The 24,640-nt window shown below is 62.7% G+C and carries 23 protein-coding genes; 6 read left to right on the forward strand and 17 right to left on the reverse strand.

The features are described from left to right. Window positions 1–50 precede the first annotated feature (50 nt). The 8 genes from ACP154_RS00985 to ACP154_RS01020 all read right to left on the reverse strand — a co-directional run bounded on the left by ACP154_RS00985 (window position 51) and on the right by ACP154_RS01020 (window position 9,785). Window positions 51–830, reverse strand: coding sequence for a cell wall hydrolase (locus ACP154_RS00985; RefSeq protein ID WP_421857646.1), 780 nt, complete (start codon window positions 828–830; stop codon window positions 51–53). A 190-nt stretch (window positions 831–1,020) separates the two neighbouring features. Beyond that, window positions 1,021–3,687, reverse strand: a complete 2,667-nt coding sequence (gene ppdK / locus ACP154_RS00990) for a pyruvate, phosphate dikinase (RefSeq protein ID WP_421857643.1) — start codon at window positions 3,685–3,687, stop codon at window positions 1,021–1,023. A 53-nt stretch (window positions 3,688–3,740) separates the two neighbouring features. Continuing rightward, window positions 3,741–6,029, reverse strand: a complete 2,289-nt coding sequence (gene glyS / locus ACP154_RS00995; RefSeq protein ID WP_421857641.1) for a glycine--tRNA ligase subunit beta — start codon at window positions 6,027–6,029, stop codon at window positions 3,741–3,743. Window positions 6,030–6,056: 27 nt separating this feature from the next. After that, window positions 6,057–6,659, reverse strand: coding sequence for a glutathione S-transferase family protein (locus tag ACP154_RS01000; protein ID WP_421857638.1), 603 nt, complete (start codon window positions 6,657–6,659; stop codon window positions 6,057–6,059). Next, window positions 6,656–7,546, reverse strand: a complete 891-nt coding sequence (locus tag ACP154_RS01005) for a glycine--tRNA ligase subunit alpha (RefSeq protein ID WP_421857635.1) — start codon at window positions 7,544–7,546, stop codon at window positions 6,656–6,658. The genes ACP154_RS01000 and ACP154_RS01005 overlap by 4 nt, the downstream gene beginning before the upstream one ends. A 404-nt stretch (window positions 7,547–7,950) precedes the next feature. After that, a complete protein-coding gene (locus ACP154_RS01010; RefSeq protein WP_421857632.1) occupies window positions 7,951–8,796 on the reverse strand; it encodes a S49 family peptidase in 846 nt (281 codons plus the stop codon). A gap of 39 nt (window positions 8,797–8,835) precedes the next feature. Next, on the reverse strand, window positions 8,836–9,567 hold the full coding sequence (locus ACP154_RS01015) for a tRNA1(Val) (adenine(37)-N6)-methyltransferase (protein WP_421857629.1): 732 nt from the start codon (window positions 9,565–9,567) through the stop codon (window positions 8,836–8,838). Further along, window positions 9,564–9,785, reverse strand: a complete 222-nt coding sequence (locus ACP154_RS01020) for a DUF2007 domain-containing protein (protein WP_421857627.1) — start codon at window positions 9,783–9,785, stop codon at window positions 9,564–9,566. Before ACP154_RS01020 ends, ACP154_RS01015 begins: the two co-directional genes overlap by 4 nt. 214 nt (window positions 9,786–9,999) lie before the next feature. Here ACP154_RS01020 and ACP154_RS01025 point away from each other — a divergent pair, with 214 nt between their 5' ends. Continuing rightward, on the forward strand, window positions 10,000–10,935 hold the full coding sequence (locus ACP154_RS01025) for a polyprenyl synthetase family protein (protein ID WP_421861435.1): 936 nt from the start codon (window positions 10,000–10,002) through the stop codon (window positions 10,933–10,935). Between the two features lie 57 nt (window positions 10,936–10,992). Beyond that, window positions 10,993–12,117 (forward strand): M14 family metallopeptidase, encoded by a 1,125-nt coding sequence (locus tag ACP154_RS01030; RefSeq protein WP_421857625.1) that lies wholly within the window; start codon window positions 10,993–10,995, stop codon window positions 12,115–12,117. Between the two features lie 138 nt (window positions 12,118–12,255). Here the strand turns inward: ACP154_RS01030 and ACP154_RS01035 are convergent, their stop codons facing one another. The 4 genes from ACP154_RS01035 to ACP154_RS01050 are packed head-to-tail and all read right to left on the reverse strand — an operon-like array spanning window position 12,256 to window position 17,542. Then, on the reverse strand, window positions 12,256–13,266 hold the full coding sequence (locus ACP154_RS01035; protein ID WP_421857623.1) for a hypothetical protein: 1,011 nt from the start codon (window positions 13,264–13,266) through the stop codon (window positions 12,256–12,258). Then, a complete protein-coding gene (locus ACP154_RS01040) occupies window positions 13,263–14,141 on the reverse strand; it encodes a 4-(cytidine 5'-diphospho)-2-C-methyl-D-erythritol kinase (RefSeq protein ID WP_421857620.1) in 879 nt (292 codons plus the stop codon). The genes ACP154_RS01035 and ACP154_RS01040 overlap by 4 nt, the downstream gene beginning before the upstream one ends. 10 nt (window positions 14,142–14,151) lie before the next feature. Continuing rightward, window positions 14,152–15,846: a tetratricopeptide repeat protein gene (locus ACP154_RS01045; protein ID WP_421857618.1), complete on the reverse strand. Its 1,695-nt coding sequence runs from the start codon at window positions 15,844–15,846 to the stop codon at window positions 14,152–14,154. Window positions 15,847–15,868: 22 nt separating this feature from the next. Then, on the reverse strand, window positions 15,869–17,542 hold the full coding sequence (locus ACP154_RS01050; protein WP_421857615.1) for an electron transfer flavoprotein-ubiquinone oxidoreductase: 1,674 nt from the start codon (window positions 17,540–17,542) through the stop codon (window positions 15,869–15,871). A 129-nt stretch (window positions 17,543–17,671) separates the two neighbouring features. Between ACP154_RS01050 and ACP154_RS01055 the strand changes: the two genes are divergently transcribed. Beyond that, a complete protein-coding gene (locus ACP154_RS01055) occupies window positions 17,672–18,469 on the forward strand; it encodes a uracil-DNA glycosylase (RefSeq protein WP_421857613.1) in 798 nt (265 codons plus the stop codon). Between the two features lie 6 nt (window positions 18,470–18,475). Here ACP154_RS01055 and ACP154_RS01060 read toward each other — a convergent pair whose 3' ends face one another. The 4 genes from ACP154_RS01060 to ACP154_RS01075 all read right to left on the reverse strand — a co-directional run bounded on the left by ACP154_RS01060 (window position 18,476) and on the right by ACP154_RS01075 (window position 20,448). Beyond that, the gene (locus ACP154_RS01060; protein ID WP_421857611.1) at window positions 18,476–18,865 is read right to left on the reverse strand and encodes a type II toxin-antitoxin system HicB family antitoxin; all 390 of its coding nucleotides are present in this window, start codon (window positions 18,863–18,865) and stop codon (window positions 18,476–18,478) included. 9 nt (window positions 18,866–18,874) lie between these two features. Then, window positions 18,875–19,063, reverse strand: coding sequence for a type II toxin-antitoxin system HicA family toxin (locus ACP154_RS01065; RefSeq protein WP_421861433.1), 189 nt, complete (start codon window positions 19,061–19,063; stop codon window positions 18,875–18,877). Between the two features lie 99 nt (window positions 19,064–19,162). After that, complete coding sequence (locus ACP154_RS01070) at window positions 19,163–19,750, reverse strand: TIGR04282 family arsenosugar biosynthesis glycosyltransferase (protein ID WP_421857608.1); 588 nt, start codon at window positions 19,748–19,750, stop codon at window positions 19,163–19,165. After that, window positions 19,747–20,448 carry a glycosyltransferase gene (locus tag ACP154_RS01075; protein ID WP_421857606.1) on the reverse strand — a complete coding sequence of 234 codons (702 nt, stop codon included), beginning with the start codon at window positions 20,446–20,448 and terminating at the stop codon, window positions 19,747–19,749. Before ACP154_RS01075 ends, ACP154_RS01070 begins: the two co-directional genes overlap by 4 nt. 53 nt (window positions 20,449–20,501) lie before the next feature. Between ACP154_RS01075 and ACP154_RS01080 the strand changes: the two genes are divergently transcribed. The 3 genes from ACP154_RS01080 (at window position 20,502) to ACP154_RS01090 (ending at window position 23,432) form a co-directional block, all read left to right on the forward strand. Continuing rightward, window positions 20,502–21,641 carry a PA0069 family radical SAM protein gene (locus ACP154_RS01080; RefSeq protein ID WP_421857604.1) on the forward strand — a complete coding sequence of 380 codons (1,140 nt, stop codon included), beginning with the start codon at window positions 20,502–20,504 and terminating at the stop codon, window positions 21,639–21,641. Between the two features lie 16 nt (window positions 21,642–21,657). Continuing rightward, window positions 21,658–22,254 (forward strand): ribonuclease HII, encoded by a 597-nt coding sequence (locus tag ACP154_RS01085; RefSeq protein WP_421857601.1) that lies wholly within the window; start codon window positions 21,658–21,660, stop codon window positions 22,252–22,254. 149 nt (window positions 22,255–22,403) lie between these two features. Beyond that, a complete protein-coding gene (locus ACP154_RS01090) occupies window positions 22,404–23,432 on the forward strand; it encodes a site-specific DNA-methyltransferase (RefSeq protein WP_421861430.1) in 1,029 nt (342 codons plus the stop codon). 109 nt (window positions 23,433–23,541) lie between these two features. Here ACP154_RS01090 and mutY read toward each other — a convergent pair whose 3' ends face one another. Beyond that, window positions 23,542–24,594, reverse strand: coding sequence for an A/G-specific adenine glycosylase (mutY, locus tag ACP154_RS01095; protein WP_421861428.1), 1,053 nt, complete (start codon window positions 24,592–24,594; stop codon window positions 23,542–23,544). Window positions 24,595–24,640 lie beyond the last annotated feature (46 nt).

A 24,640-nucleotide genomic window follows, 5' to 3' on the forward strand; every position in this document is an offset into this window, starting at 1 on the left:
ACAACATCGCCCAATAGAAAAAAGGCCGCCCATCGGGCGGCCTTTGTGCATCAGGCTTCGCGTTCCGCCAGCAAGCGGCGCTCTGACCGGTTGGGGAAGCGATAAAAAATGTGCGACCCGATGCGGCGCGTGCGCACCAGGGAATCATTCCAGTGCGGATCCACGGCTGTGGTATGATAGTGCGTGGCGCGATTGGTCACCGGACGGGCGAAACCCATCAATGCATGATCGGCGACATTCTGCGCCCGATCCCAGCCCCGACCGTAAGGCGCCGAGATCATCGAGCCGTCGCAGGTGAAGGTGAACTGGCAGCCCGTGCGCCGCTCAGCGCCTTGATAGACGACGCCGCAGATTGAGTTGGGATATGCGCGGTGGCGGCTGCGATTGATCACCACTTCAGCGACAGCCATCTGACCGGCCAGGGTTTCGCTGCGCGCTTCGTAATAGATCGCCTCGGCCAGGCAGCGGCGCTCACGCGCTGCGTTGCGGGCGGCGTCCAGTTCATTGAGATCAAACGCGCTGACGCGCTCGATCGCACGCTGGACCAGGACGGCGCCCTGATCAGCGTCTGAATCAATTTCAAACGATGCGAAACTGAACGGGGCGTCGTCCAGTTGCGGCGAACGCGATTGCTCAAAGTCGAGAAACTCAAGCGCCAGTTCGCGCAAATCGCCCGCTTCATCCTGTTGTTGGGCGCGCTCGGGCGCCAGGCTGACACCGGCCGCGATCACGGCGAAGGCCGCGATGACACCGAACCCGGCCAGAGCGCTTTTTGCGCGAAGCAGAAGTGTCGAAACCGTCAAACTGTCAAACTCCAGGGCCGTCGCCATCTATCAGGCGTCTCGTCACCCGCAAGAACAAGACCATAGCATCGGACTTGGTTGCCCACATGCTAACAGTGGTGGGCCTGGACGAAGGCGGGGTCAATACAGATCTGCTATGTCTGAAATAAGGCAAGGCTCCGCCCCTTCAAGAGAAAGGACGGGCCCGGCTTTATTCTGCAATGACTTATGCGCCGGTTCAGGCCTGAGCTTTTAGCGCCGCCTGCGCCGCCGCCAGGCGGGCGATCGGGACGCGATAGGGCGAACACGAGACGTAATCGAGCCCGGCTGATTCGCAGAAATGGATCGAAGCGGGATCGCCGCCATGCTCGCCGCAAATCCCCAGTTTCAAACCGGGACGGGCGGCGCGGCCGCGTTCGGCGGCGATTTTCACCAGATCGCCCACACCGTCCTGATCGAGCGAAACGAACGGATCTTTCTCGAAAATGCCCGCCTCCAGATAATCGCCCAGGAATTTGCCGGCGTCGTCACGCGACAGGCCGAACGTGGTCTGGGTGAGATCATTGGTGCCGAACGAGAAGAACTCGCCATGCTTGGCGATATCGCCGGCGCGCAAAGCGGCGCGGGGCAATTCGATCATGGTGCCGATCAGGTATTGCGGCTTGACGCCGGTTTCGCGATCCACGTCATCGGCGACCGCTTCCACCCGCACTTTGAGGATTTCGAGCTCTTTTGCGGTCGCGACCAGCGGGATCATCACCTCGGCGACCGGTTTGACGCCGGTTTCCTTCTCCACCAGCGCCTGCGCTTCAAAGATCGCGCGCGCCTGCATCTCGTAGATTTCAGGGAAGGTGATGCCAAGGCGGCAGCCGCGATGGCCCAGCATGGGGTTGGATTCCGACAAATCCTTGGCGCGCTGCCACAGCCCTTCCACCGGCAGACCGGTGGCCTCGGCGACCGCGTGCACATCCTCTTCGGTGTGCGGCAGGAACTCATGTAGCGGCGGATCCAGGAGGCGGATCGTACAGGGGCGATCTTCCATGATGCGGAAGATTTGCGCGAAATCATCACGCTGCATGGGCAGGATTTTCGCCAGCGCGGCGACGCGGCCCATCTGGTCTTCAGCTAGGATCATCTCGCGCACGGCGGCGATCCGGTCAGCGTCAAAGAACATGTGCTCGGTGCGGCACAGGCCGATGCCTTCGGCGCCGAACTCCTTGGCGGTCTGAACGTCGGCGGGGGTTTCGGCGTTGGTGCGCACCGTCATGCGGCGCGCCTTGTCCGCCCATTCCATCAGCGCCGCGAAATCGCCTGTCATTTCCGGTTTGATCATCGGCGCTTCGCCCATCAGCACTTCGCCAGTAGCGCCGTCCACGGTGATGGTGTCGCCATCCTTGATGACCCGGCCGCGGGTGGTGAAGGTCAAGGCTTCGGTATCGATGCGGATCTCGCCCGCGCCGGACACGCACGGCCGGCCCATGCCGCGCGCCACAACGGCGGCGTGGCTGGTCATGCCGCCGCGGGCGGTGACGATGGCCTGAGCGGCGTGCATGCCGTGAATGTCTTCCGGGCTCGTCTCCACGCGCACCAGGATGACTTTCTCGCCTTGCGCCGCGCGGGTTTCCGCTTCGTCCGCGTCAAACACCACCGCGCCCGAGGCCGCGCCGGGGCTGGCGGGCAGGCCCTTGGCCAGCACGTCGCGGGTATAGCTTTCATCGATGGTGGGGTGCAGCAGCTGGTCAAGCTGGGTCGGATCAACGCGCAGGACGGCCTCGTCCTCGCTGATCAGCTTTTCAGCCACCATGTCCACAGCGATCTTCAGCGCCGCCTTGGTGGTGCGCTTGCCGTTGCGGGTCTGCAGCATCCACAGCCGGCCCTGCTCGACCGTGAACTCGATGTCCTGCATGTCGCGATAATGGGTTTCGAGATTGTCGAACACCTCGGTCAGCTGGGCGAACACGTCCGGCATGGCCGTTTCCATGGACGGCAGATGATCGTTCATCTTGATGCGCATGGCTTCGGTCAGGCATTGCGGCGTACGGATTCCCGCCACCACGTCCTCGCCCTGCGCATTGATCAGAAACTCGCCGTAATAGCCTTTTTCACCCGTCGACGGATCGCGGGTGAAGGCGACGCCGGTCGCCGACGTATCGCCCATATTGCCAAACACCATGGCCTGGATATTCACCGCCGTGCCCCAGCTGGAGGGGATGTCGTACATGCGGCGATAGGTGTTGGCGCGGTCATTCATCCAGGAGCCGAACACCGCCCCGATCGCGCCCCACAGCTGGTCGCGCGGATCGGTGGGGAAGGGAAAATCGAGCGCGCGCTTTACTGCGGCCTTGTACTCGGCGATCACTTCTTCCCACTCTTCCGCGGAAATTTCGGTGTCCAGCGAATAGTCGCGCTCTTCCTTGAAGGTCTCAAGGATCTCTTCAAACGTGGAGTGCGGCACGCCCAGCACCACATCGGAATACATGGTGATGAAGCGGCGATAGCTGTCGAGCGCAAAGCGGCGATCGCCTGAAAGCTTGGCGAGGCCTTCGGTGGTCTCGTCGTTGAGCCCGAGATTCAGGACCGTATCCATCATGCCCGGCATGGAGGCGCGGGCGCCCGAGCGCACCGACACCAGAAGCGGGTTGGACGGATCGCCGAACTTTTTGTCGACCTTGGCTTCCAACGCCGCCAGCGCGTCTTCCACCTGATCATTGAGATCGGACGGATAACTGCGATCATTCTCGTAAAACGCGGTGCACACTGCCGTGGTGAGCGTGAAGCCCGGAGGCACCGGCAGGCCGAGCTTGGCCATTTCCGCCAGGTTCGCGCCCTTGCCGCCCAGAAGATTGCGATCCTCGCGGTCGCCGTCTGCAGAACCGCCGCCGAATGCATAGACCCATTTCGTCATGGGGCTCACCTTCCTGATCGTCAAAACGGAGAAAAGAGCAGACGCCCCCGCGCCTACCCTTCCAACCGTGAGAAATCCGCCACTTGATCAGCCGCCGCGCGAATCCGCGACAACAGCAACAATCTATTGCGACGCACCATATCGTCTTTGTCATTCACGACAACCGCCTCGAAGAAGGCGTCGACCGGTTCGCGCAGCTGCGACAGCGCCGACATGGCGCCTTCAAAGTCTTCCGTATTGAGAGCAACCGACGCCACTTCGTCCGCCCCTTCAATGGCCGCGATCAAAGCACGCTCTTCAGCGGCCTCTGCGGTCTTGGCGATGGCGATCATCAGCGCGGCGTCAGTGTCCACGTCAGAGCCTTCAACGGCTTCGGCGCGGGCCGAGGCCAGATCAAAGCCCTTCTTCTCTTCCGCCGCCAGAATGTTCGCCGCCCGGCGATACCCCTGCAGCAGCGCCTGACCGTTCTCGGTGTTCATGAAGGCCTGCAGCGCACGCGCTTTTTTCGTGACGCGCACGAGGTCGACAGAGTCGATCATGACGCCGTCAGATTGCTGCTCAAACAGAGCATCGATCATGTCGTGCTTCACGCCCTCATCCTTGAGGTGGACCTTTAGTCGCTCTTGGAAGAAAGACTCCAGCCCGGCAGAAACGTTGCCCGGATACAGTTGATTATTCTGGCTGAGAGCACCGCCAAGTTGCTCATCTAAGAGCTCACCTGCGCGCAGAAACGCGCTGGAAATCTTCAGAGACACATCCCCATCCAGCAAGATCCGGATCACGCCCAGCGCGGCGCGGCGCAGGGCGAACGGGTCTTTGGAACCGGTCGGTTTTTCATCAATCGCCCAAAAGCCCACCAGGGTATCGAGCTTGTCCGCCAGCGCGACGGCGGCGCTGACCGGCGCGGTCGGCACATCATCGGACGGGCCTTGCGGCTTGTAATGGTCCTTGATGGAGTCGGCGATCTGTTCGATCTGGTCCTTTGACAGACCGTCAAACACACTTGAATTCCCGGACGGCGAAGCCGAGCCGGGACCTTGTGCAGTTTGACCACCGAGGCCCCGGCTCTCGCTGCGCTCGGCCGGGGATTCAGAGATTTTATCCAGCGCGTAATAGCGGCCCATCGCGCCCTGAAGCTCGGGGAATTCATAGACCATCTGGCTGACGAGATCGGCTTTCGCCAGACGCGCGGCTTTCTCGGCCATGTCCGCATCGGCGCCCACGACCGGCGCCAGCTCTCGCGCCAGCTTGGCCACGCGCTCGACCTTGTCGGCCACCGTCCCCAGCTTTTCGTGGAAGGTGACCTTGGAGAGCTCAGGCGCCATCGCCTCAAGCCCGGTCTTGCGATCGAGATCCCAGAAATGGCGGGCGTCTGACAGACGGGCGGAGAGCACGCGGGCATTGCCCGCCGCGATCGCCTTGCCGCCATCAGGCGCGTCCTGATTGGCCAGAACCACGAATTTGCTGGTCAGCTTACCGGATTTGGGATCACGCACCGCGAAGTATTTCTGGTGCGTCTTCATGGTCAGCGCGATGACTTCGGGCGGCAGGTCCAGGAAATCCGGGTCCATATCGCCTAGGATCGGCGCTGGATGCTCCACCAGCCCCGTCACCTCTTCCAGAAGCCCCTGATCTTCGATCAGCTCAAGCCCTGCGTCCTCACAGACACGCCGGGCGCCCTCAAGCACCAGCTGTTTGCGCTCATCCCGTCGCAGGATCACGCCGTTCTGGCGCAGCTTGGCTTCGTAATCGGCGAAATCTGTCACCGAGAACGGGCCAGAGCCGTGGACGCGGTGGCCATCGGTGGTCTTGCCCGATTTGATGCCGAAGACTTCCGTGTCGATCACGTCGCCATCGAGCAGGCAGATCAGCGAGCGCAGCGGGCGCACCCAGCGTTGCGCCGTTTCGTCCTGACCGAATTTCATGGATTTGGGCCAGGGGAAGCTCTTGAGGATCTCCGGGATCGCCTCGGCAATCACCTCGGCGGTCTCACGCCCCGGCTTCTCGATGACGGCGATGTAGAAGCTGCCCTTCTTGCCCTCTTCGATCTTGCATTGATCAAGGCTTGTGATCCCGGCGCCGCGCATAAAGCCTTCAAGCGCCTTTTCCGGCGCATCGGTGCGCGGACCCTTGCGCTCCTCGCGCACATCCTCGGTCTTCAGCGGCAAGCCTTCAATCACCAGCCCCAGACGGCGCGGGCCTGAAAAGGCATCAAGGCTGTCCCACTTCAGGCCCGCCTCTTTCAGGCGCTCAGACATCAGGCGTTTAAGGTCGTCCTCAGCGCGCGCCTGCATGCGCGCGGGGATTTCCTCGCAGAAGATCTCAAACAGAAACTGGGCCATGGGGAGATGCGTGCTCGAAAGTCTAAATCAGGAATTCTGGGTGGCGAAGGCGCGCTGGAAGGCGGGCCGTTCGGACAGTCGCTGGGCGTAGGCGGTCATGGCCGGGGTTTTCGGGAACATGCCGAACTGAAGCGCCCAGTTCACCGTGCCGCCCAGAACCACGTCAGCGGCGGTGAACTGCTCGCCAAACAGATAAGGGTTCGCCAGAGAGAACCGGTTCTCCAGAACCCGCGCCACCAGCTCCACACTGCCCCAACCCGCCGAGCGCTCATTGGTCTCGAACTTCATGTTCGCCTGGAACATGGCCGGCTCGACAGACGCCGCCTGAAACACCATCCAACGCAGATATTCGCCGCGGCGTGGGTCATCGATCCCCGGCGCCAGATCAGCATTGTCCTTGAACTTGTCCGCCAGATAGAGCGCGATGGCGACGGTCTCGGTGACCACGGTCTCGCCGTCGACGATCACCGGAATCTTGCCCATCGGATTAAGCGCGAGGAAGGTTTCAGACCGCATGGAGCCGTCTTCATAATCGACCGGTTTGAGGTCGTAGGAGACGCCCAGCTCTTCCAGAAGCCACAGCGTCATCACCGCCCGCGATTGCGGGTTGTAGTACAGATGCACGGTCATGCCGCCGTCTCCTCGCGTTGTTTTTCAAGTCTCACCCAGGCGCTCGCGCAGCCCTTGGCCAGTTCGCGCACCCGCGCGATCCAGCTGGCGCGCTCGGCCACCGAAATCGCGCCGCGCGCATCCACCAGATTGAAGAGGTGCGACGCCTTCAGGCACCAGTCATAAGCGGGCAGCGGCAGCGGGGTGTCCAGATCAAGAAGGGCCTGACACTGGGTTTCGGCGTCGGCGAACCATTTGATCAGCATGTCCACATCGGCATGCTCGAAATTGAAGGCCGATTGCTGGCGCTCGTTCTCCAGAAACACGTCGCCATAGCTCATGCCGACGCCGTTGAAATCGAGGTCATAGACGTTCTCGACGCCCTGCACATACATGGCGAGGCGTTCGAGCCCATAGGTCAGCTCGCCGGAGACGAGCTCTACATCGATGCCGCCAACCTGCTGGAAGTAGGTGAACTGGCTCACTTCCATGCCGTCGCACCAGACTTCCCAGCCCAGCCCCCAGGCGCCCACGGTGGGGTTCTCCCAGTCATCCTCGACAAAGCGCACATCATGGAGCTTGCGATCAATGCCGATGGCGTCGAGCGAGCCCAGATAGAGCTCTTGCAGATTGGCCGGGCTCGGCTTCAGAAGCACCTGAAACTGGTAATAGTGCTGCAAGCGGTTCGGGTTCTCGCCATAGCGGCCATCGGCCGGACGGCGCGAGGGCTGCACATAGGCCGCCCGCCAGGGCTTGGCGCCCAAGGATCGCAGCGTCGTCGCCGGGTGCAGCGTGCCCGCGCCCACCTCGGTGTCATAAGGCTGCAGAATGGCGCAGCCCTGATCCGCCCAATAGCGTTGAAGGGTCAGGATCAAGTCCTGAAAACTGGGGGCTTTGGAAGCGGTCATCGCGCAGCGGGTCCGGTCGTCAAAAGATATGGGACAGGGGCGCAAGCCCCCAGACTTGAAATCGCGCGCGACACTAGGCCCGCCAGCGCCCCCGATCAAGCAAGAGGGGCGGTGGATGCGGTGATTGGAATGTCGCACGGCGCGAGGGATGGCATCTGTGGATTCATGTCTCTTTCCCCGCGAAGGCGGGGATCCAGAGCCGGATTTGCAGCGCTCGAAGATCTCTGGGTCCCGGCCTTCGCCGGGAAAGAGGAGGCTTTACCGCCCGTCGCGCTCGAGCTTGCGGCGTACGGCTTCCGCGGCCGCTTCCGCGGTCTTGTCGCGGCGGGCTTTGGCGGGCTAGGTGAGAAAGATGAAGGCTGCCACTGCGCCCGCCGCCAGAAGAAGGGTCAGCTCCAGCATGGCTAGAGCCCAAAGCGCGCCCAGGCGGCGCGGAGCTCCACACCGTCCAGGGCGACCCCGAACAGGCGGCTGAGCGGCCCCTGACTTGCGGGAGAGAAGACCTTGATGCGCGTGTCCTTGCCGAAACGCAGTTTCAAAACGCTGCGCAGATCACCGATTTCGTCCGCAATGCCGTTTTCGATCGCTTCGGTTCCGGTGAAGACCGAGCCGTCAAAGAGCGCCTCGTCCTTTTGGGGTTTGAGTTTCTCGCCACGGCGCGCTTTGACCAGGTCGATGAACTGGGTGTGCACCGTGTTCAGAAGGCGCTCCATGCGCGCTTTCTGGTCATCGGTCTCAGGCGAGAAAGGATCGGCGATCAGCTTGCTCTCGCCGGCGGTCTTCACCCGGCGCTCCACGCCCAGCTTGTCCATGGCTTCGGTAAAGCCGAAACTGGCGTTGATCACCCCGATCGAGCCGATGATCGTGGCGGGATCGACGAAGATCTCATCGCCCGACACCGCCAGAAAGTATCCGCCCGACGCCGCCACATCTTCGCAGAACGCCAAGACCGGTTTCTCTTTCTCAACCGCCAGCGCCCGGATGCGTTCATGGATCAGGCGCGACTGCACCGGGCTGCCGCCGGGAGAATTGATCAGCAAAGCCACGGCGGGCGCATCCTTGATCGAGAAGGCGCGCTCGATCTGCTTTTCCACGCGCTGCAAATTCAGCGCATTGGCGTTGCGTCCGCCCGACATGATCATGCCTTCCAGGCGGATCACCGGCACCAGCGGCGTGTCCTGTCCCAGAAGCTGACGGACGATCTTTTGCGCCTTCGTCCAGGCCGCACTCAGGGTGTCTTTTGCTGACATTCTTTGTCTCTCCAACCAGATAGACAACAGTTGGGGGTTTTAGCGGCGCAAGGCAAGGCGGCGCTCGCCGCGGAAAATGGCGTCAGCTTCTGGCGTGAAGCCAGGGCCGCCGGTTTCATGCAAGCTCAGGGGCGGGAGAAGTTGAAGCGGCCCCTTGCCGGTCTTGATCGCTTGCACCAGGACGCGCTTGGCGGGCTCTGCGGCGCGCGCCTGAACAGGCAGGATCACCACCGCGCCCGCCCGCCCTTTCAGCGCGAGAAGCAGATCATCGAGCCGGTCGGCGCGCTGGATCACCGTCAGCACGCCGCCTGATTTAAGCCGTTTGAGCCCGGCCTCCATCCAAGCCTCAAGCCCGGCGTCCGACATCCAGGCGGGCGTTTTGCCGTTCTTGGGCGCGCGCAAGGCCGCCGGGTCGTCAAAAAAGGGCGGATTGAAGAACACCGCGTCCAGTTCGCGCGCAGCCTTGAAGCCCAGCGCATCGCCTTCAGTCACCGAGACCCTGTCTTCAAACCCGTTCAACACGATATTGCTCTGCGCCAGGGCGGCGGCTTCACAATCCCGCTCGATCCCGGTCAGATGCGCCTCTGGATAGAGCGCTGCTGCGCTCAGAAGCGCCGCCCCCGCGCCGCAGCCAAATTCCAGCGCGCGCTGGCCCGGCTTCAGTCCAAGCGCGGACGCCAGCACCGCCGCGTCCATGCCGGCGCGATAGCCGTCTTCGAGCTGATGCAATCTGATCTTGCCGCCCAGAAAGGCGTCGGGCTCACGGGTCACTGTTCCGCATCGTCCTTGAGCGCATCAAGCAGTATGGACTTGGCGCGGTCGGCATCGTGCTCTCGGACCAGAATCCGACGCTTGATCCAGGGCAGCGCCCCGCCAAAGGTCGAGGAGGTCTGCTCGTCCAGCGTCACTGCTTCAATCCCCGCCTCCTTGAGAATCGCCTGGGCGAAGCTCAGTTTCACGGGATCGTTTGTCGCCAGCACTTCGATCATTTGGGTCTCCGCCCTATATGGTGTTGAGGCATAATGAACCATCCAATGCGTTCGCACAGCGTCATGTGCTTGCCGCGTCATGGGGCGCCACCTATTGTGCGGCGCGCTGAACGAGAACATCAAGGGGCTCGGGGTGAACGGACTCCCTCAGGCAGACATTCAGGAACAGCCGGTCAATCCGGTGATCCGGCTGGCGACGCTCGCCAGTGATGACATGGCCGCTGTTGAGGCCGTGATCGAAGAACGTATGGCCAGCGCCACCCATTCGATCCCGCAAACAGCGGACTATCTGGTCGCTGCAGGCGGCAAGCGCATCCGGCCGCTGATCACTGTCACCGCTGCGCGCATGCTGGGCTATGAGGGCGCGGGCCATGTCTCCCTCGCTGCGGCGGTGGAATACATCCATTCGGCCACACTGCTGCATGATGATGTGGTGGATGAAAGCGAGCTGCGCCGCGGCAAGGCGCCCGCCAACGCTGTCTGGGGCAACGCCCATTCGGTTCTGGTCGGCGATTTCCTGTTCGCGCGCTCTTTCATGATGATGGTCGATGCGGGCTCCATGGATGCGCTGCATGTGCTCAGCCGCGCCGCGTCGGTGATCGCGGAAGGCGAAGTCCGCCAGCTGGCCGCTGTGCGCAATATCGACATCAGCCGCAACGAATATATGAGCATCATCGACGCCAAGACCGCGGCGCTGTTCTCGGCCGCTGCTCAGGTGGCGCCGATTCTGAACGGCTCGGAGAAGGCGGTCGAGGACGGGCTTGAGACCTATGGCCGCGAGCTGGGCCTCGCCTTCCAGCTCGTCGATGACGCGCTTGATTATGGCGGCATGGCGGACGAGCTGGGCAAAAACACCGGCGATGATTTCCGTGAAGGCAAGATCACCCTGCCCGTCGCGCTGGCGCTGGAAGCGGCGGATGATCAAGAACGCGCTTTCTGGAAACGCGTGATCAGCGATGGCGAGCAGTCAGACGCCGATTTCGACGAAGCGCTCGACATCCTCAAAAAGCACGGCGCCCTCGACGCCACGCTGGAAGCCGCTCGCAAGCATGCCGCGAACGCGGTCAACGCGCTCAACATCGCGCCTCGAAACGAATGGACAGAGGCGCTGGCCGCCCTGCCCGAGTTCGTTGTGGAACGCGCATACTGATCCTTGAGGGCGGCGCAGAGCCGCCCTTTTCACATCTTCCCCAGAAAGAGGTCCGCCATGCGCATCTCCAGCCAGTTTGATTCAGGCAATATCGTTGTGAAGTCCGCTTCTGACCCCAAGGACATCCGCCTTGAGATCAAGAAGGATCAAGGCTCGGACTTCTATCAATGGTTCCATTTCCGCCTGTCCGGCGCGAAAGGTCAGACCTGCCGCATGGTGATCGAGAACGCGGGCGGCGCAGCGTATCTGGACGGCTGGGACGGGTATCAGGCCGTTGCGTCCGAAGACCGTGAGCACTGGGAGCGGATCGAAACGCACTATGCCGACGGCCAGCTGATCCTGACGCTCACCCCCGATGCCGATGCGGTCTGGATTGCTTATTTCGCGCCCTATTCCATGGCCCGTCATGACGCCCTGATCGCCGCCTGCCAGGCTGATCCGCGGGTGACGCTCGATGTGATCGGGGAAACCCTTGATGGCCGCGACATCGACCGCCTGATCGTGGGCGAGCCGGGCGCGGGAAAGAAAACTCTGTGGATCACCGCCCGCCAGCACCCGGGCGAAAGCATGGCCGAATGGGCGGCCGAGGGCCTTCTGGAACGCCTGCTGGATGACACTGATCCGGTGGCGCGCGATCTTCTGTCGAAAGCCGTCTTCCATATCGTGCCGAACATGAACCCGGACGGCTCCTTCCGCGGCCATTTGCGCACGAACGCCAAGGGGGTGAATCTCAACCGCGAATGGGACAAGGCGAGCGCCGAGAACTCTCCAGAGGTCAAATGTGTGCTCGACGCGATGGAAAAGACCGGCGTGGATTTCTTCCTCGACATGCATGGCGATGAGGGCCTGCCCTATAACTTCATCGCCGGCGCGGAAGGCGTGCCGGGCTGGACGCAAGAGGATCAGGCCAAGCTCGACGGCTACAAATCAGAGCTGAAACGCTTCAACCCCGATTTCCAGACCGAGTTCGGCTATGATGTCGATGCGCCGGGAGAAGCGGATCTGTCGATCGCCACTCACTGGATGCGCCATCATTTCGGCTGCCTCGCCATGACTCTGGAAATGCCGTTCAAGGACAGCGCCATCACGCCAGACGAGATCTATGGCTGGTCGGCCGAGCGCTCGATGAAGCTCGGCGCCAGCCAGCTCGACGCCATTCGCGCCATGCTCGATCGGCTTTAGCCCCCAACCAGTTATCCCGTTTTGTCATCCCGGCCTTGAGCCGGGATCTGGTGACGGCGTCTGAGTGATCAGGACAGAGTGTTTACGCCAGATCCCGGATCGCTTCGCGTCCGGGATGACAGGCTTGGAGCAAGCGACTTATCGCCCCACGACTCGCCCGACCGAGACGTGAAGCGCGCTTAGGACCACCACCCAGATCGCGAAGACTAGCGGCACGGCGGCGTCCATGAACTGTGCGGCGACAAGGCCCGTCAGCCCGATCAGGGCGGTCAGACCGCCATAGACGAGCGCGATGGCCTGATGGCTCCAGCCTGCATCAATCAGGCGCTGATAGGCGTGCTCGCGGTGGGCTGAGAGCGAAAACCGGCCATGGCGCGCCCGGCGCAAAAGCGTCAACAGCACGTCCGCCAAAAACACCAGTACGAACAAAGGCGCCAGCCAGAGCGTGCCGGAAAAGCCGTGATTGACGAGCGCCAGCGCCCCGCCTGCGTAAAGCGCCCCCGCGCCCAGCGCGCCCACATCGCCCGCAAAAAGCTTCGCGGGCGGCCAGTTCAGCACCACGAACCCTGACAGGCTGGCGGCCAGTAGCACGCCTGAGATGACGCTGGTCATCACGCCAGCAGCCAAGCCGGCGACGCACAACGCAAATCCGGCGGGGATCATCACTGCAGCGAGAATGCCATCTGAGCCGTCCATGAAATTGGCGGCGTTGACCACCACGAACACAAACAGCGCCGAGCCGACCCAGCCCACTAGCAAGGGCAGCGCAAAGCCCAGCTCATAGGTCAGGCCAATACGGGTGACGGGTCCGGCCGCGGACACCATCGCCGCACAGAAAACGATGAAGGAGACCAGTTTGAGTCGTTCGTCGAGCACGAAGAGGTCATCAAGAAACCCCAACAGGCCGAAGAGCGCCGTCACCATCAGAACGCCCCCCAGCGCCGAGGCGCCCAGTGGAAACGCGCTGGCTGCCAGCGCCCCGGCGCCCACGCCCGCCAGAACGCCCAAGCCCCCGCCGCGCGGCGTCGGAGTCTTGTGACTGGAGCGGGCGTTCGGAAAATCGAGCACGCCGCCTTTTAAAACCAGCACAGAAACGACAAAGCTGACCATAGCGGCGCTGAGCGCCATGGCGATCAGGGAGTCGCTCACGCTGCGCCTCCAAACACGACAGCGCGGCTTGTCCAGTCCGGGTGCTCATTGGCGATCAGACGCGCGGCGCTCTGCGCCAAATCCGGCGTTTCGAACAGCGCATAACAGCTCGCCCCGGACCCTGACATGCGCACAAGGCGCGCGCCGGGTTGGCGCTTCAGCGCGTCCAGCGCGCTCTCGATAACCGGGCAGTGCGTGATCGCGGGCGCCTCAAGGTCATTGCCATCCAGCGCCAGACGGTTCAGCGCTGTCTCCAGATCGCCCGCCAGCATGGGCGCCCCCGCAGACAGGGGCTGCGGCGATAGTGCGTCATAGGCCTTGAACACCGGGCCGGTCGGGACCGGCGCACCGGGATGCACGATCACGCCATGAAGCGCCGGCCAGGCGATCAGCGGCGTGACGCGTTCGCCGATACCTTGCATCCGCAAGGGACGGGCGTGCACACAGGCGGAAACGTCCGCACCGACCACCGTGCCGATCTCGGCGAGTTGTTTGAGTGAAAAGCCCAGATCCCAGACCCGGTTGAGAATGCGCAGGGCGGCGGCGGCGTCCGACGATCCCCCGCCAAGCCCCGCCGCGACCGGCAAATGCTTCTCCAGCGTCAGATGCGCGCCCAGCTCGGGCTGGTCGGCGGCCGCGCGCAGGGCGTAAGCGGCTTTCAACACAAGGTTTTGCGGATCAGACTGCAGTCCCTCCGCACCCGGTCCGGTCAAAGAAAGCGTCAGCATGTCAGAAGGCAGCGCCGTCAGCGCATCCCCCCAATCCGCGAACACCACAAGGGAGTCGAGCGGATGGTAGCCGTCAGCGCGCGGCGGACCGACGCGCAGGCTGAGATTGACTTTGGCGGGGGCGAAATCTGTAGCTGCGTCTGTCATGACGCCGCTCTCATGGCAGATCGGGCGGCCCGGCGTCCAGTCCCAGCTCCAGCCGACGCTCGATCAGAGCGCGCTCATCATCATCCAGATCCAGTTCCAGCGCGCGGCGCCATTGGAACTCCGCCTCCAGCTGACGCCCGGCGGCGGCGTAAGCGTCGCCCAGATGCCAGTTATTGGTGGCGCTGTCAGGGCTCAGGGTCACTGCACGTTCCAGCCAGTAGATCGCATCGGTGAGATTGCCGAGCTTGTAATGCCCCCAGCCCAGCGAATCCACAATCGCGCCATTGGAAGGGTCCAGCGAAACGGCCCGCTGGACCAAACGCAGGCCGCGCTCGAGCTGCTCACCCTTCACAATCAGATTATAGCCCAGATGGTTGAGCACCAGCGGTTCGTCCGGCGCGCGCTCCAGCGTGCGCTCGAACAAAGGCTCCGCCCGGTCCCAACCCTCAACGATTTCGGTGCAGGCCGCCTGATAGAACAGATATCGCCAATCCGCCTCGCCACGCTCTTCGCGCGCCTGCTCGATCACATTCGCGTAAATGGGTATGGCGTCGCTGCAGCGATCGGTCACCCGCAACATATCCGCCAGCAAGAGCTGGTGTGGAATGGACGGGCTCTGCTCGACAAGCGCACGCGCCTCATCGACCAGGCTCTCATCCTCCTGCATCCGGAATTGCAGCCAAATGCGGTTCATCTGAACGCCTTCAGATAACGGGCCGTCCTGGATTTTGGCGTATTCAGCCAAGGCCGCCTCTTGCAGGTCGAGGCTGTCGAGCATTTGCGCGATGGTCAGGGTGTTATAGTGAAAAGCGGGGTCCAGACGCTGGATCACCCGCAGGAACATCACGGTGAATTCGCCGCCCGCGCGATTGCTGACGATTGAGGCTGGCGGGAATAGCGCCCGTGCGGCCGCTTCACGCGGGCGCAGCATACGGGGCGGACGACCCCCGCGATCCACCCGCGCCAGAGCCGCTTCGACATCAGGACGCTCGACAGATCGGACCTCCAGGGCGCTCTCGTACAGCGCGCGCGCTTCTTCCGAACGTCCCTGCCGCTCCAGAAACGCCCCATACATCAAAGTATTGAACGAGATCAGACCCGGCATGCCGGCGCGGGCGTTCTGATAAGCCGCGTCCGCCGCATGCGCCTGACCCAGACGCTCCAGAACCAGAGCGCGGTGCAGCCAGTGCTCGGCAGAAGGACTTTGCGACGCGTTCAGACGCATCTCGCTTTGCGCCCAAGACACGTCCTCGCCACGCGCGATAGCGTCCCAGTCTTGCAAAATAGTCGTCACGAGGTTTGAAAACACACCGACGACATTGGTCTCCAGCTCAACCGCTTCGCGACCGCGCCCCAAGGTCAGCGCGCGCCAATAGAGGTCGGCGATCTGCGCGGTCTCGGGGTCAGTGGCGGCCTGTTCGGCCACCTGATCGGCGCGTTCGAAATCTCCCGCCACCAGGGCGGCGAAAAAGGCACGCTGCGAGATCAGGGAGGAGTCCGGCGCCTTGTTCAGCGCCTGGGCGTAAAGCTCTGACGACGCTTCCAGATCACGCGCCGATCCGGCATAGCGCGCCGCCAGATAGGAGCCGTAAACCGAGCGCTCCTCCTGACCAAAGCCGGCATGCGGCAGGCTGGCGCACGCGCTCACACTCAATCCCAGGCCCAAGGCCAGGAACGAGGTCAACGCGGCGCGAGAGCCGGTCATGGGGCGCATCTTCGCCCCGCCCTTACATGTTCGGATAGTTGGGACCGCCGCCGCCTTCGGGCGTGGTCCAGTTGATGTTCTGGTTCGGATCCTTGATGTCGCAGGTTTTGCAGTGGACGCAGTTCTGCGCATTGATCACGAAGGTCGGCTCGCCACCGCCATCCGGGGTCACCCATTCATAGACCGCCGCCGGGCAGTAACGTGCAGACGGGCCGCCATACACATCATACTCTGACGATTTTTGCAGCGCCGGATCCTTCACTTTGAGGTGGATCGGCTGATCCTCCTCATGGTTGGTGTTTGAGATGAACACCGAAGACAGACGATCAAAGGTCAGAACGCCATCGGGCTTCGGATAATCGATTGTCTTACATTTATCAGCGGGTTTGGTCGCTTCCGCGTCGGTGCCGCCATGGCTCAGCGTGCCAAAGATCGAAAAGCCGAACAGATAGTTCGTCCACATGTCCAGGCCGCCCAGCGCCACACCGAGAACCGTACCGAACTTCGTCCAGAGCGGTTTGGCGTTGCGAACGGTCTTGAGCTCTTTTTTCACCCAGGATGCATCGTACGCGTCAGCATAAGCGGTAAGCTCATCGCCTTGCCGACCTTCGGCCAGCGCGTCGAACGCGGCTTCGGCGGCCATCATGCCGGTCTTCATGGCGTTATGGCTGCCCTTGATGCGCGGCACGTTCACGAAACCGGCTGAACAGCCGATCAGCGCGCCGCCCGGGAAGGTCAGCTTGGGCACGGACTGATAGCCGCCCTCGGTGATCGCCCGTGCGCCATAGGACAGACGCTCCGCGCCTTCAAAGATCGGCGCAATATCGGGATGGGTCTTGAAGCGCTGGAATTCGCCGAACGGGAACAGATGCGGGTTCTTGTAGTTCAGGTGAACCACGAAGCCGACCGACACCAGATTGTCGCCGAAATGATAGAGGAAGGAGCCGCCGCCCGTGGAATTGTCCAGCGGCCAGCCCATGGTGTGCTGCACCCGGCCTTTGCGGAAGTTCTCCGGCTTGACGCGCCAGAGCTCTTTCATGCCGATGCCGAATTTCTGCGGGTCGCGATCTTCGCTCAGGCCATACTTCTCGATCAGCTGCTTGGACAACGAACCGCGCGCGCCTTCGCCAATCAAGGTGTACTTGCCGCGCAGCTCCATGCCGGGCTGGTACATGTCCTTGTGACCGCCATCGCGCGCCACGCCCATATCGCCGGTGATCACGCCTTTGACGACGCCATCTTCCTCGATGAACTTGTCAGCGGGGAAGCCGGGATAGATTTCGACGCCCATGGCTTCCGCTTTTTCAGCCAGCCAGCGGCACATATTGGCCAAAGAGCCCACATAGCAGCCATGATTGTGCATGAAGGGCGGCATGCCGAAACCGGGAATCGTGGCGGAACCCGCCTCGCCCAGCGCCATGAAGACGTCTTCGGTGACTTCCGTGTCAAACGGCTGGCTTGGGTCATCGCGCCAGTCTGGCAGCAGCTCATCAAGCGCCTTGGGGTCAAACACGACGCCTGAGAGGATGTGCGCGCCGACTTCCGATCCTTTTTCAAGGACGGCGATGGACAGATCCTGTCCGGTTTCTTCGCAGCGTTGTTTCAAACGAATCGCCGCCGCAAGACCGGCTGGGCCAGCCCCTGCGATGACCACATCGTATTCCATGGATTCGCGCTCAATCGACCCGTCGGCCATGTCGTCTCCTCAAGTCTCAGCCCCTGCAACGCTCATTCGCTGGCGCCGCATTCTCTTTCGTCTTAACCCAGGCTTGCGTTATGAGCTAGGGTGAAGCCTCACACAGTCCATACTGGAAAATCACGTTCAATGACCGCGCCCCTCTCCCCCGAAGACGTCCGTGCTCTGCAGAGCCTGATCGGATGGTGGGAGCAGTCGGGCGTCGAGGCGTTGCCTCCGCTGCCCGCGCCCAAAGCGGCTGCGTCCTCCTCTATTGCGCCGCCGCCCGCCGCGCCTGAAGCGCGCGCCACCGGCGCCCAGGCGCGTCAGGCGGGCTTTGGCGCGGCGCCGACCCAGGATGGTCGCGCCCTGGCGCAAGCGGCGCAGTCCGTGGACGCGCTTAAACAGGCGCTTGAGACCTTTGACGGCTGCCCGCTGAAAGCCACCGCCACCCAGCTGGTGTTCGCTCGCGGCAACCCCGAAGGCGAGATCATGGTGATCGGCGAAGCGCCGGGCCGGGAGGAGGATCGCGACGGCGTTCCCTTTACAGGGCCGGCCGGTCATTTGCTCGACAAGATGCTCAAAGCCATCGGGCTGGATGAAGCCCGCGCCTGCATCACCAATGTGGTGTATTGGCGACCGCCGGGCAATCGCAAACCCACCGATTCCGAGATCGAGGTCTGCCGTCCCTTTACCGAGCGCCATATCGAACTGGTGAAGCCCAAAGCCTTGGTCTTTGCCGGCGGCATCGCCGCACAAAGCCTGCTGCGGTGCAAAGATGGCATCATGACGCTGCGCGGGCGCTGGCATGATTACACGCTCGGCGACGGCACGGTGATTCCGGCCCTGCCCATGTATCACCCCGCCTTCCTGCTGCGCCGCCCGCAGGAGAAAGCGAAAAGCTGGCAGGATCTGCTGAGCCTGAAGGCGAAGCTAGCGTCTTTGTAGGTCGCGCTAAACCAGCTCACGTCGCAAGGCGTCCGCGATAAGAGCCGACCGGGTCACACGGCGACTTTTGGCGACCGCGTCAATGGCTTTCAATAACCCTGCATCAAGGGTCACATTCGCCTTCACCGTGCGCCCTGTCATCGCAATCAACGGCACCGCCAGCAAGAACGCCCCAGACGCCATGGCTTGAGCTACGTCAGGATCTTGCCGCAAAGCGTCCAGATCCCGCGGTTCGGCCATGGGAGCGTCCTCGAACCAGAAAGCCAATGCTTCGCTGGCGTTACGTGATAAATCATCGAGATCGTCCGCAGCAGAGAAGCAGCCCGGCACATCGGGAAACTCGATCCCGTATGCGCTATCTGGGTCCTTTTGCACGACGCCAATGAAGTAACGCATCACAGCCTCCTATAACCAGCCGGCCTGTCGGTAAATCGAGCGCACAGTTCCAAGCGGCAGATCTTTTTTCGGGTGCGGAACAATCACGGTGCGATCGCCTTTGCGATATTTGGCATGCGATCCCTTGGCGCCTATTCGCTCAAAACCGTCTTGTTCAAGACGCCTAATGATCTTTCTGCTGTCCCGCTCAAGATCCATATCCACTACAAGCGCATAATAATGCGCCCACTCCCGCTCAGTCAACTCAATGGCGCATTATTATGCGCCCCAACAAAGACTTCGTCTGATCTCCGGTATTCAGGCTCTTTGTAAATCCGACGCCTCGTCCACATCGCGCAGGGGTCTGAGCATTCTGACACGCAAGAGCCCATGGAGCTCCAACTGCCGCACCAGATCGCTGCGCGTCTCTTCATGGGACCAGCGCATGCCATCAAACAGCCCGTCCGGCGCCGGGCCGTTCAGCGCCAGCAGCCAATAGCCGCCATCCTCCGCCGGGCCGATCACGGCGTCATGGCGTTTCAGCCCTGAGAAAGCCGCGGCGATGTCGGCGCGGGTGATTTGCGGCGCATCCGACCCGATGACACAGACCGGCGCCCGGCGGGCGAAGACCCGCGCCTGACGCGCGCCAAGATCGCCGCCGCCCTGCACAGCGCGGGGGAGATGATCAGGCCAGACAGCAGGATAACGACGCGTGAGCGCGCGATCGGGGCTAAGCGTGATGACGGTCTCCCAGCGCGGATCCTGCAAGCTGTGCAACACAGCTGCACTCATCGCCCGATGCCGACGCCAGGCCTCCACCTTGCCAATGCCTTTGGCGAGGCGGGTCTTGGCGCCGCCGATCACCGGCGCCTTCACGAAAACCACCAAAACGGGACGCAGCGTCATCGATAGGCTCTCGCAAGATCAGCAGGCTTCGCGCCCAGATAATACCGCGCCAGCAAAACAAGATTTTTCAAGGAGCGGCGGCGATACCCCTCCGCCCGGAACTTCTCGGCGCTGGTCTCCGCTCGCGCGGTGAGCGGCCAGAGCCTGTGCTTGCCGATCCGCCGCACCAGATCCACGTCTTCAAACAGGGGCCAGGGCTTGTATCCGCCCAGGCGGTCATAAAAATCAGCGCGGATCAAAAGCCCCTGATCGCCATAGGGCAGGCCGAACGTCTTGCACCGCCAGCTGACCGCGCGCTCGAGCCGCCGGGCGCGATGGGACATGTCATCAAGTGTAAAACGACAATACGCCGCCCGGTCGCGGTGCGCGTTGGCCGCCATGAAGCTCTCGACTTCAGTAGACCAGCCCGGCGACAAGCGGGTGTCGGCGTGCAAAAAGAGCATCCAGTCCGACGGCCCGATCTGACGCCGCGCCAAAGCTGCGCCCTGCGCCAGCTGCGCGCCGCGGCCTTTGGCGCCCGTCACCACCTGGCATCCGGCGCGGCGGGCGAGCTGCACCGTGCCGTCCACCGATCCGCCATCGGCCAGCACCCACCCCGCCGACAGCCCCGCGCGTTCGGCCTCGGTCAGGCTCTGCAGCGTGCGCTCAAGAGGGGCGGCGGCGTTCAAGGCGGGGAGGATGGTGATGATCTGACTCATGAGGGTGAGAAACTCCGACGGGCGGTTTGAGTCAACATGAAAATGTTCTTGCTATGTTCCGTTTCATGGGTCACCGTCAGTCCATGACCGCACGCTTTGTTCCCGCCCGGGGCATGAGCCCCCTTCCCGAGCCGCTGCAACCGCGCGGCCGCGCCGCAACCTCCAATGCATCGGGGCGGTTCGAGCGCGACACCCGCGAACCCTTTGATGATGGCTGGAGCGAGGCCGACCCCGCTCCCAAGCAAATCCGCACGACGCTGATCAAGGACAATAGCCGCACCATCATCGCCACCAATGACAGCCCGGACATCTCGTTCAACCGGTCGATCAATCCGTACAGGGGGTGCGAGCATGGTTGCATCTATTGCTATGCGCGGCCCAGCCACGCCTATTGGGGGTATTCCGCCGGCGTCGATTTTGAAAGCGTGCTGTTTTTCAAGGCGGGCGCCGCACGTCTGTTAGACCAGCAATTTCGCAAGCCCGGCTACCAGGTTGAACCCATTGTGATCGGCGCGAACACAGATGCTTACCAACCGATCGAACGGCAATTGCGTCTGACGCGTTCGATCCTTGAAGTCTGCCGGCGCTTCAAGCATCCCGTCAGCCTGATTACCAAATCCGCCGCCATCACCCGCGATCTCGACATCCTGTCCGAGCTGGCGGAACTGGGGCTGGTCAAAGCGGCCATTTCCCTCACCACGCTCGATCACAAGCTCGCCCGCGCGATGGAGCCGCGGGCCGCAACCCCCAAACGCCGCCTTGAAGCGATGGAAGCCTTGTCAAAGGCCGGCGTGCCCATGACGGTGATGACCGCGCCGGTCATTCCCGGCCTCACCGATCACGAGATCGAAGCGCTTTTGAAGGCCTCCGCAAGCGCTGGCGCGCAAACCGCAGGCTATGTGCTGTTGCGCTTGCCGCTGGAGGTGCGCGATCTGTTTTATGACTGGCTCAAGAAAATCAAACCCGACGCGGCCGAGAAGGTCATGAATATGGTGCGCGATACGCGCGGCGGCGCTGATTACAGTTCTGACTTTCATATCCGGGGGCGCGGCGAAGGCCCGATCGCGGACATGATCTCCAAACGCTTCCGCGCCGGGGTGCGCCGCTATGGTCTTGAGAAAGACCGGGTCAAACTGCGCTGCGACCTGTTCGAGCGCCCCCTCGACACCGAAGATCAGCTCAGCCTGTTCTGAGTGGAGTGAAAACAGAATGCCCCTCCCCCTTATCGCCGGCGTCGATGAAGCCGGACGCGGGCCTCTGGCGGGACCGGTGGTGTGCGCGGCCGTGATCCTGCCTGATGATTTCTCCGCGATGGATCAGCTCGACGATTCCAAAAAGCTCTCGGAGAAGCGCCGCACCGCCCTGGCCGCGATCATACGCGCCGAAGCGCTGGTAGGTGTGGGGATTGCTGAACCGGTCGAGATTGACCGGCTGAATGTGTTGCACGCCACAATGGCGGCCATGGTCCGCGCGGTTGAGGGCCTCAATGTTATCCCCGATGAAATCCTGATCGACGGAAATCGCGTGCCGGACGGATTAAAATCTCCGGCGCGGGCGATTGTGGGCGGCGACGGCCTTGAGGCGTGCATCGGCGCAGCCTCGATCATCGCCAAGACCTTGCGCGACCAAATTCTGATCGAATCAGAAAACCGCTTTCCCGGCTTTGGCTTGGCGGGACACAAAGGCTATCCCAGCCCAAGTCATAAAGCCGCGCTCGAAAATCTGGGACCCACGCCCATCCATCGGTTAAGCTATGCCCCTGTACAGTCGGCCAGACAGGCGCGCGGCGTTTGGCGCGGCACATAATGAATCGGCCTTAACCATCGGGTAAGCCGAAACGATTCACCCCTCAGGGAATCAGCGCTGTTGCGAACAGAAGGGCGATTGAGGTGTCAGTCATTCCAAATAACAAAATTCCTGTCGATACCATCCTGGAAGGCGATTGCGCCGACGTGATGAAGACGCTCCCTGACGAGAGCGTGGATCTGATCTTCGCTGATCCGCCCTACAATCTGCAGCTGGGCGGTGATCTGCACCGGCCCGATAACTCCAAGGTGGATGCGGTCGACAATGACTGGGACCAGATCGGCGATTTTGACGCCTATGATCTGTTCTCCTGCGCCTGGCTGGAAGAAGCCCGACGGGTCTTGAAACCCAATGGCGCCATGTGGACCATCGGCAGCTATCACAATATTTTCCGCGTCGGGTCCTTCTTGCAGGATATGGGCTTCTGGATCCGCAATGACGTGATCTGGCGCAAATCCAACCCGATGCCGAACTTCAAGGGCACGCGCTTCACGAACGCCCATGAAACCCTGATCTGGGCGTCCAAGACCAAGGACGCCAAGCCGACCTTCAACTACGCCGCGATGAAGGCGCTGAATGACGGCGTGCAGATGCGCTCTGACTGGACCTTGCCGATCTGCGCAGGCGGTGAACGCTTGAAAAACAAGGAGGGCAAGAAAGCCCATCCGACCCAGAAGCCTGAAAGCCTGCTGCACCGGGTGCTGCTGGCCACCTCCAATCCCGGCGATCTGGTGCTTGATCCTTTCTTCGGCACCGGCACCACGGGTGCGGTCGCGAAGAAACTCGGCCGTCATTATATCGGCATTGAAGCGGACCAGACCTATGCCGACGTGGCGCGCAAGCGGATCGCGGCGATCAACCCGACCAGCGAAGACGCGCTGCAAGTCACCCAGTCCAAGCGCGCCTTGCCGCGAATTGCGTTTGGATCCCTGGTCGAGGCCGGCCTTCTGAAGCCCGGCGATACGCTCTACTGCTCGCAAGGTCGACGCACCGCGCAAGTGCGCGCCGACGGCACGGTGATCGCGGGCGGTCAGGCCGGTTCGATCCACCAGATGGGCGCCCATGTGCAGGGTGCGCCGTCGTGCAATGGCTGGACCTTCTGGCATGTGCGCCAGGGCGGCGCCCTCGCTCCGATCGACGTGCTGCGCGCCCGCATCCGCGCGGAGCTGCAGGTTTAGGGCGCAACGTAATGGGCCTCCGGATCAAGTCCGAAGGCCGAAGGCTGAGAGGTTGAGCACTTGCGTTTCGGTCCTCGGGCTTGACCCGGGGACCCAGAGCTCTCAAGCGCTATAACAGCCGCGTCTCCAGCCCCAGCTTCGCCGCCTTCATCATCACTGAGGGCAGCCCTGCGTCTTTAAGATCGCGCACCGGCGACCAGACGCCCTCAGCCGGATCCCAGCCGTCAGGCGCACTGGCGCACAGCACATCAAGCTCCAGCGCGAAATGGGTGAAGACATGGCGCACCTGTCCGGCGTTTCGCCAGTCCGATTTGAAGGGAGCAAAGCTCTCTAGCTCCGCGTCTGACGGCGCAGTGTCGCTCCAGCCCGTCCCCGGCACTTCCATCATGGCGCCTAAAAGCCCGGTTTCGGGTCGGCGACGCAGCCAGAGGGCGCCGTCGCGCAGCACATGAAAACAGGCGCCGCGACGCACGGGCTTGGGCTTTTTCTTCTCTTTCAGCGGATAGCGCGTCTGGTCGCCTTCGGCCCGTGCGGCGCAACAGCCCGACCAGGGACAGGCGGCGCAGTCCGGCGATTTCGGCGAACACACCGTCGCCCCCAGATCCATGATCGCCTGGGCGTAATCGCCGGGGCGTTCGGGCGAAGCCAGCGCTGCGGCGATCGCCTTGATCTGAGGCTTGGCTTTCGGCAGCGGCGTTTGCATCCGCACCAAACGTGTGAGCACCCGCTCCACATTGCCGTCCACGACGCTGGCGGGTTGGTCAAAGGCGGCCGCGCGAATGGCGTTGGCGGTGTAATCCCCCACGCCGGGCAGCGCCATCAACGCCTTCAGGTCAGAGGGAAATGCGCCATCCAGCTCGAACGCGACGACTTGAGCGCAGGCGTGAAGATTGCGGGCGCGGGCGTAATAGCCAAGCCCCGCCCAGGCCGCCAGCACCTCCTCGCGCGGGGCGGCCGCCAGATCGCTCACCTGGGGCCAGCGCTTCAGGAACCGCTCCCAATAGGGCGTGGCGTGCGGCACGGTGGTCTGCTGCAGCATGATTTCTGATAGCCAGATCGCATAAGGGTCGGCGGCAGCGCCCGCCGCCCGGTCTTCAGGCCGGATGCGCCAGGGCAGGCTGCGGCCTTCACGGTCATACCAGTCCAGCAAGGCGGCCCGCATGGGCGCTGCGGGCAGGTCCGGGATTTCAAACTCGGGCACGGCGTGT

The organism is Oceanicaulis sp. (genome assembly GCF_965249665.1).
Taxonomy (GTDB): Bacteria; Pseudomonadota; Alphaproteobacteria; order Caulobacterales; family Maricaulaceae; genus Oceanicaulis.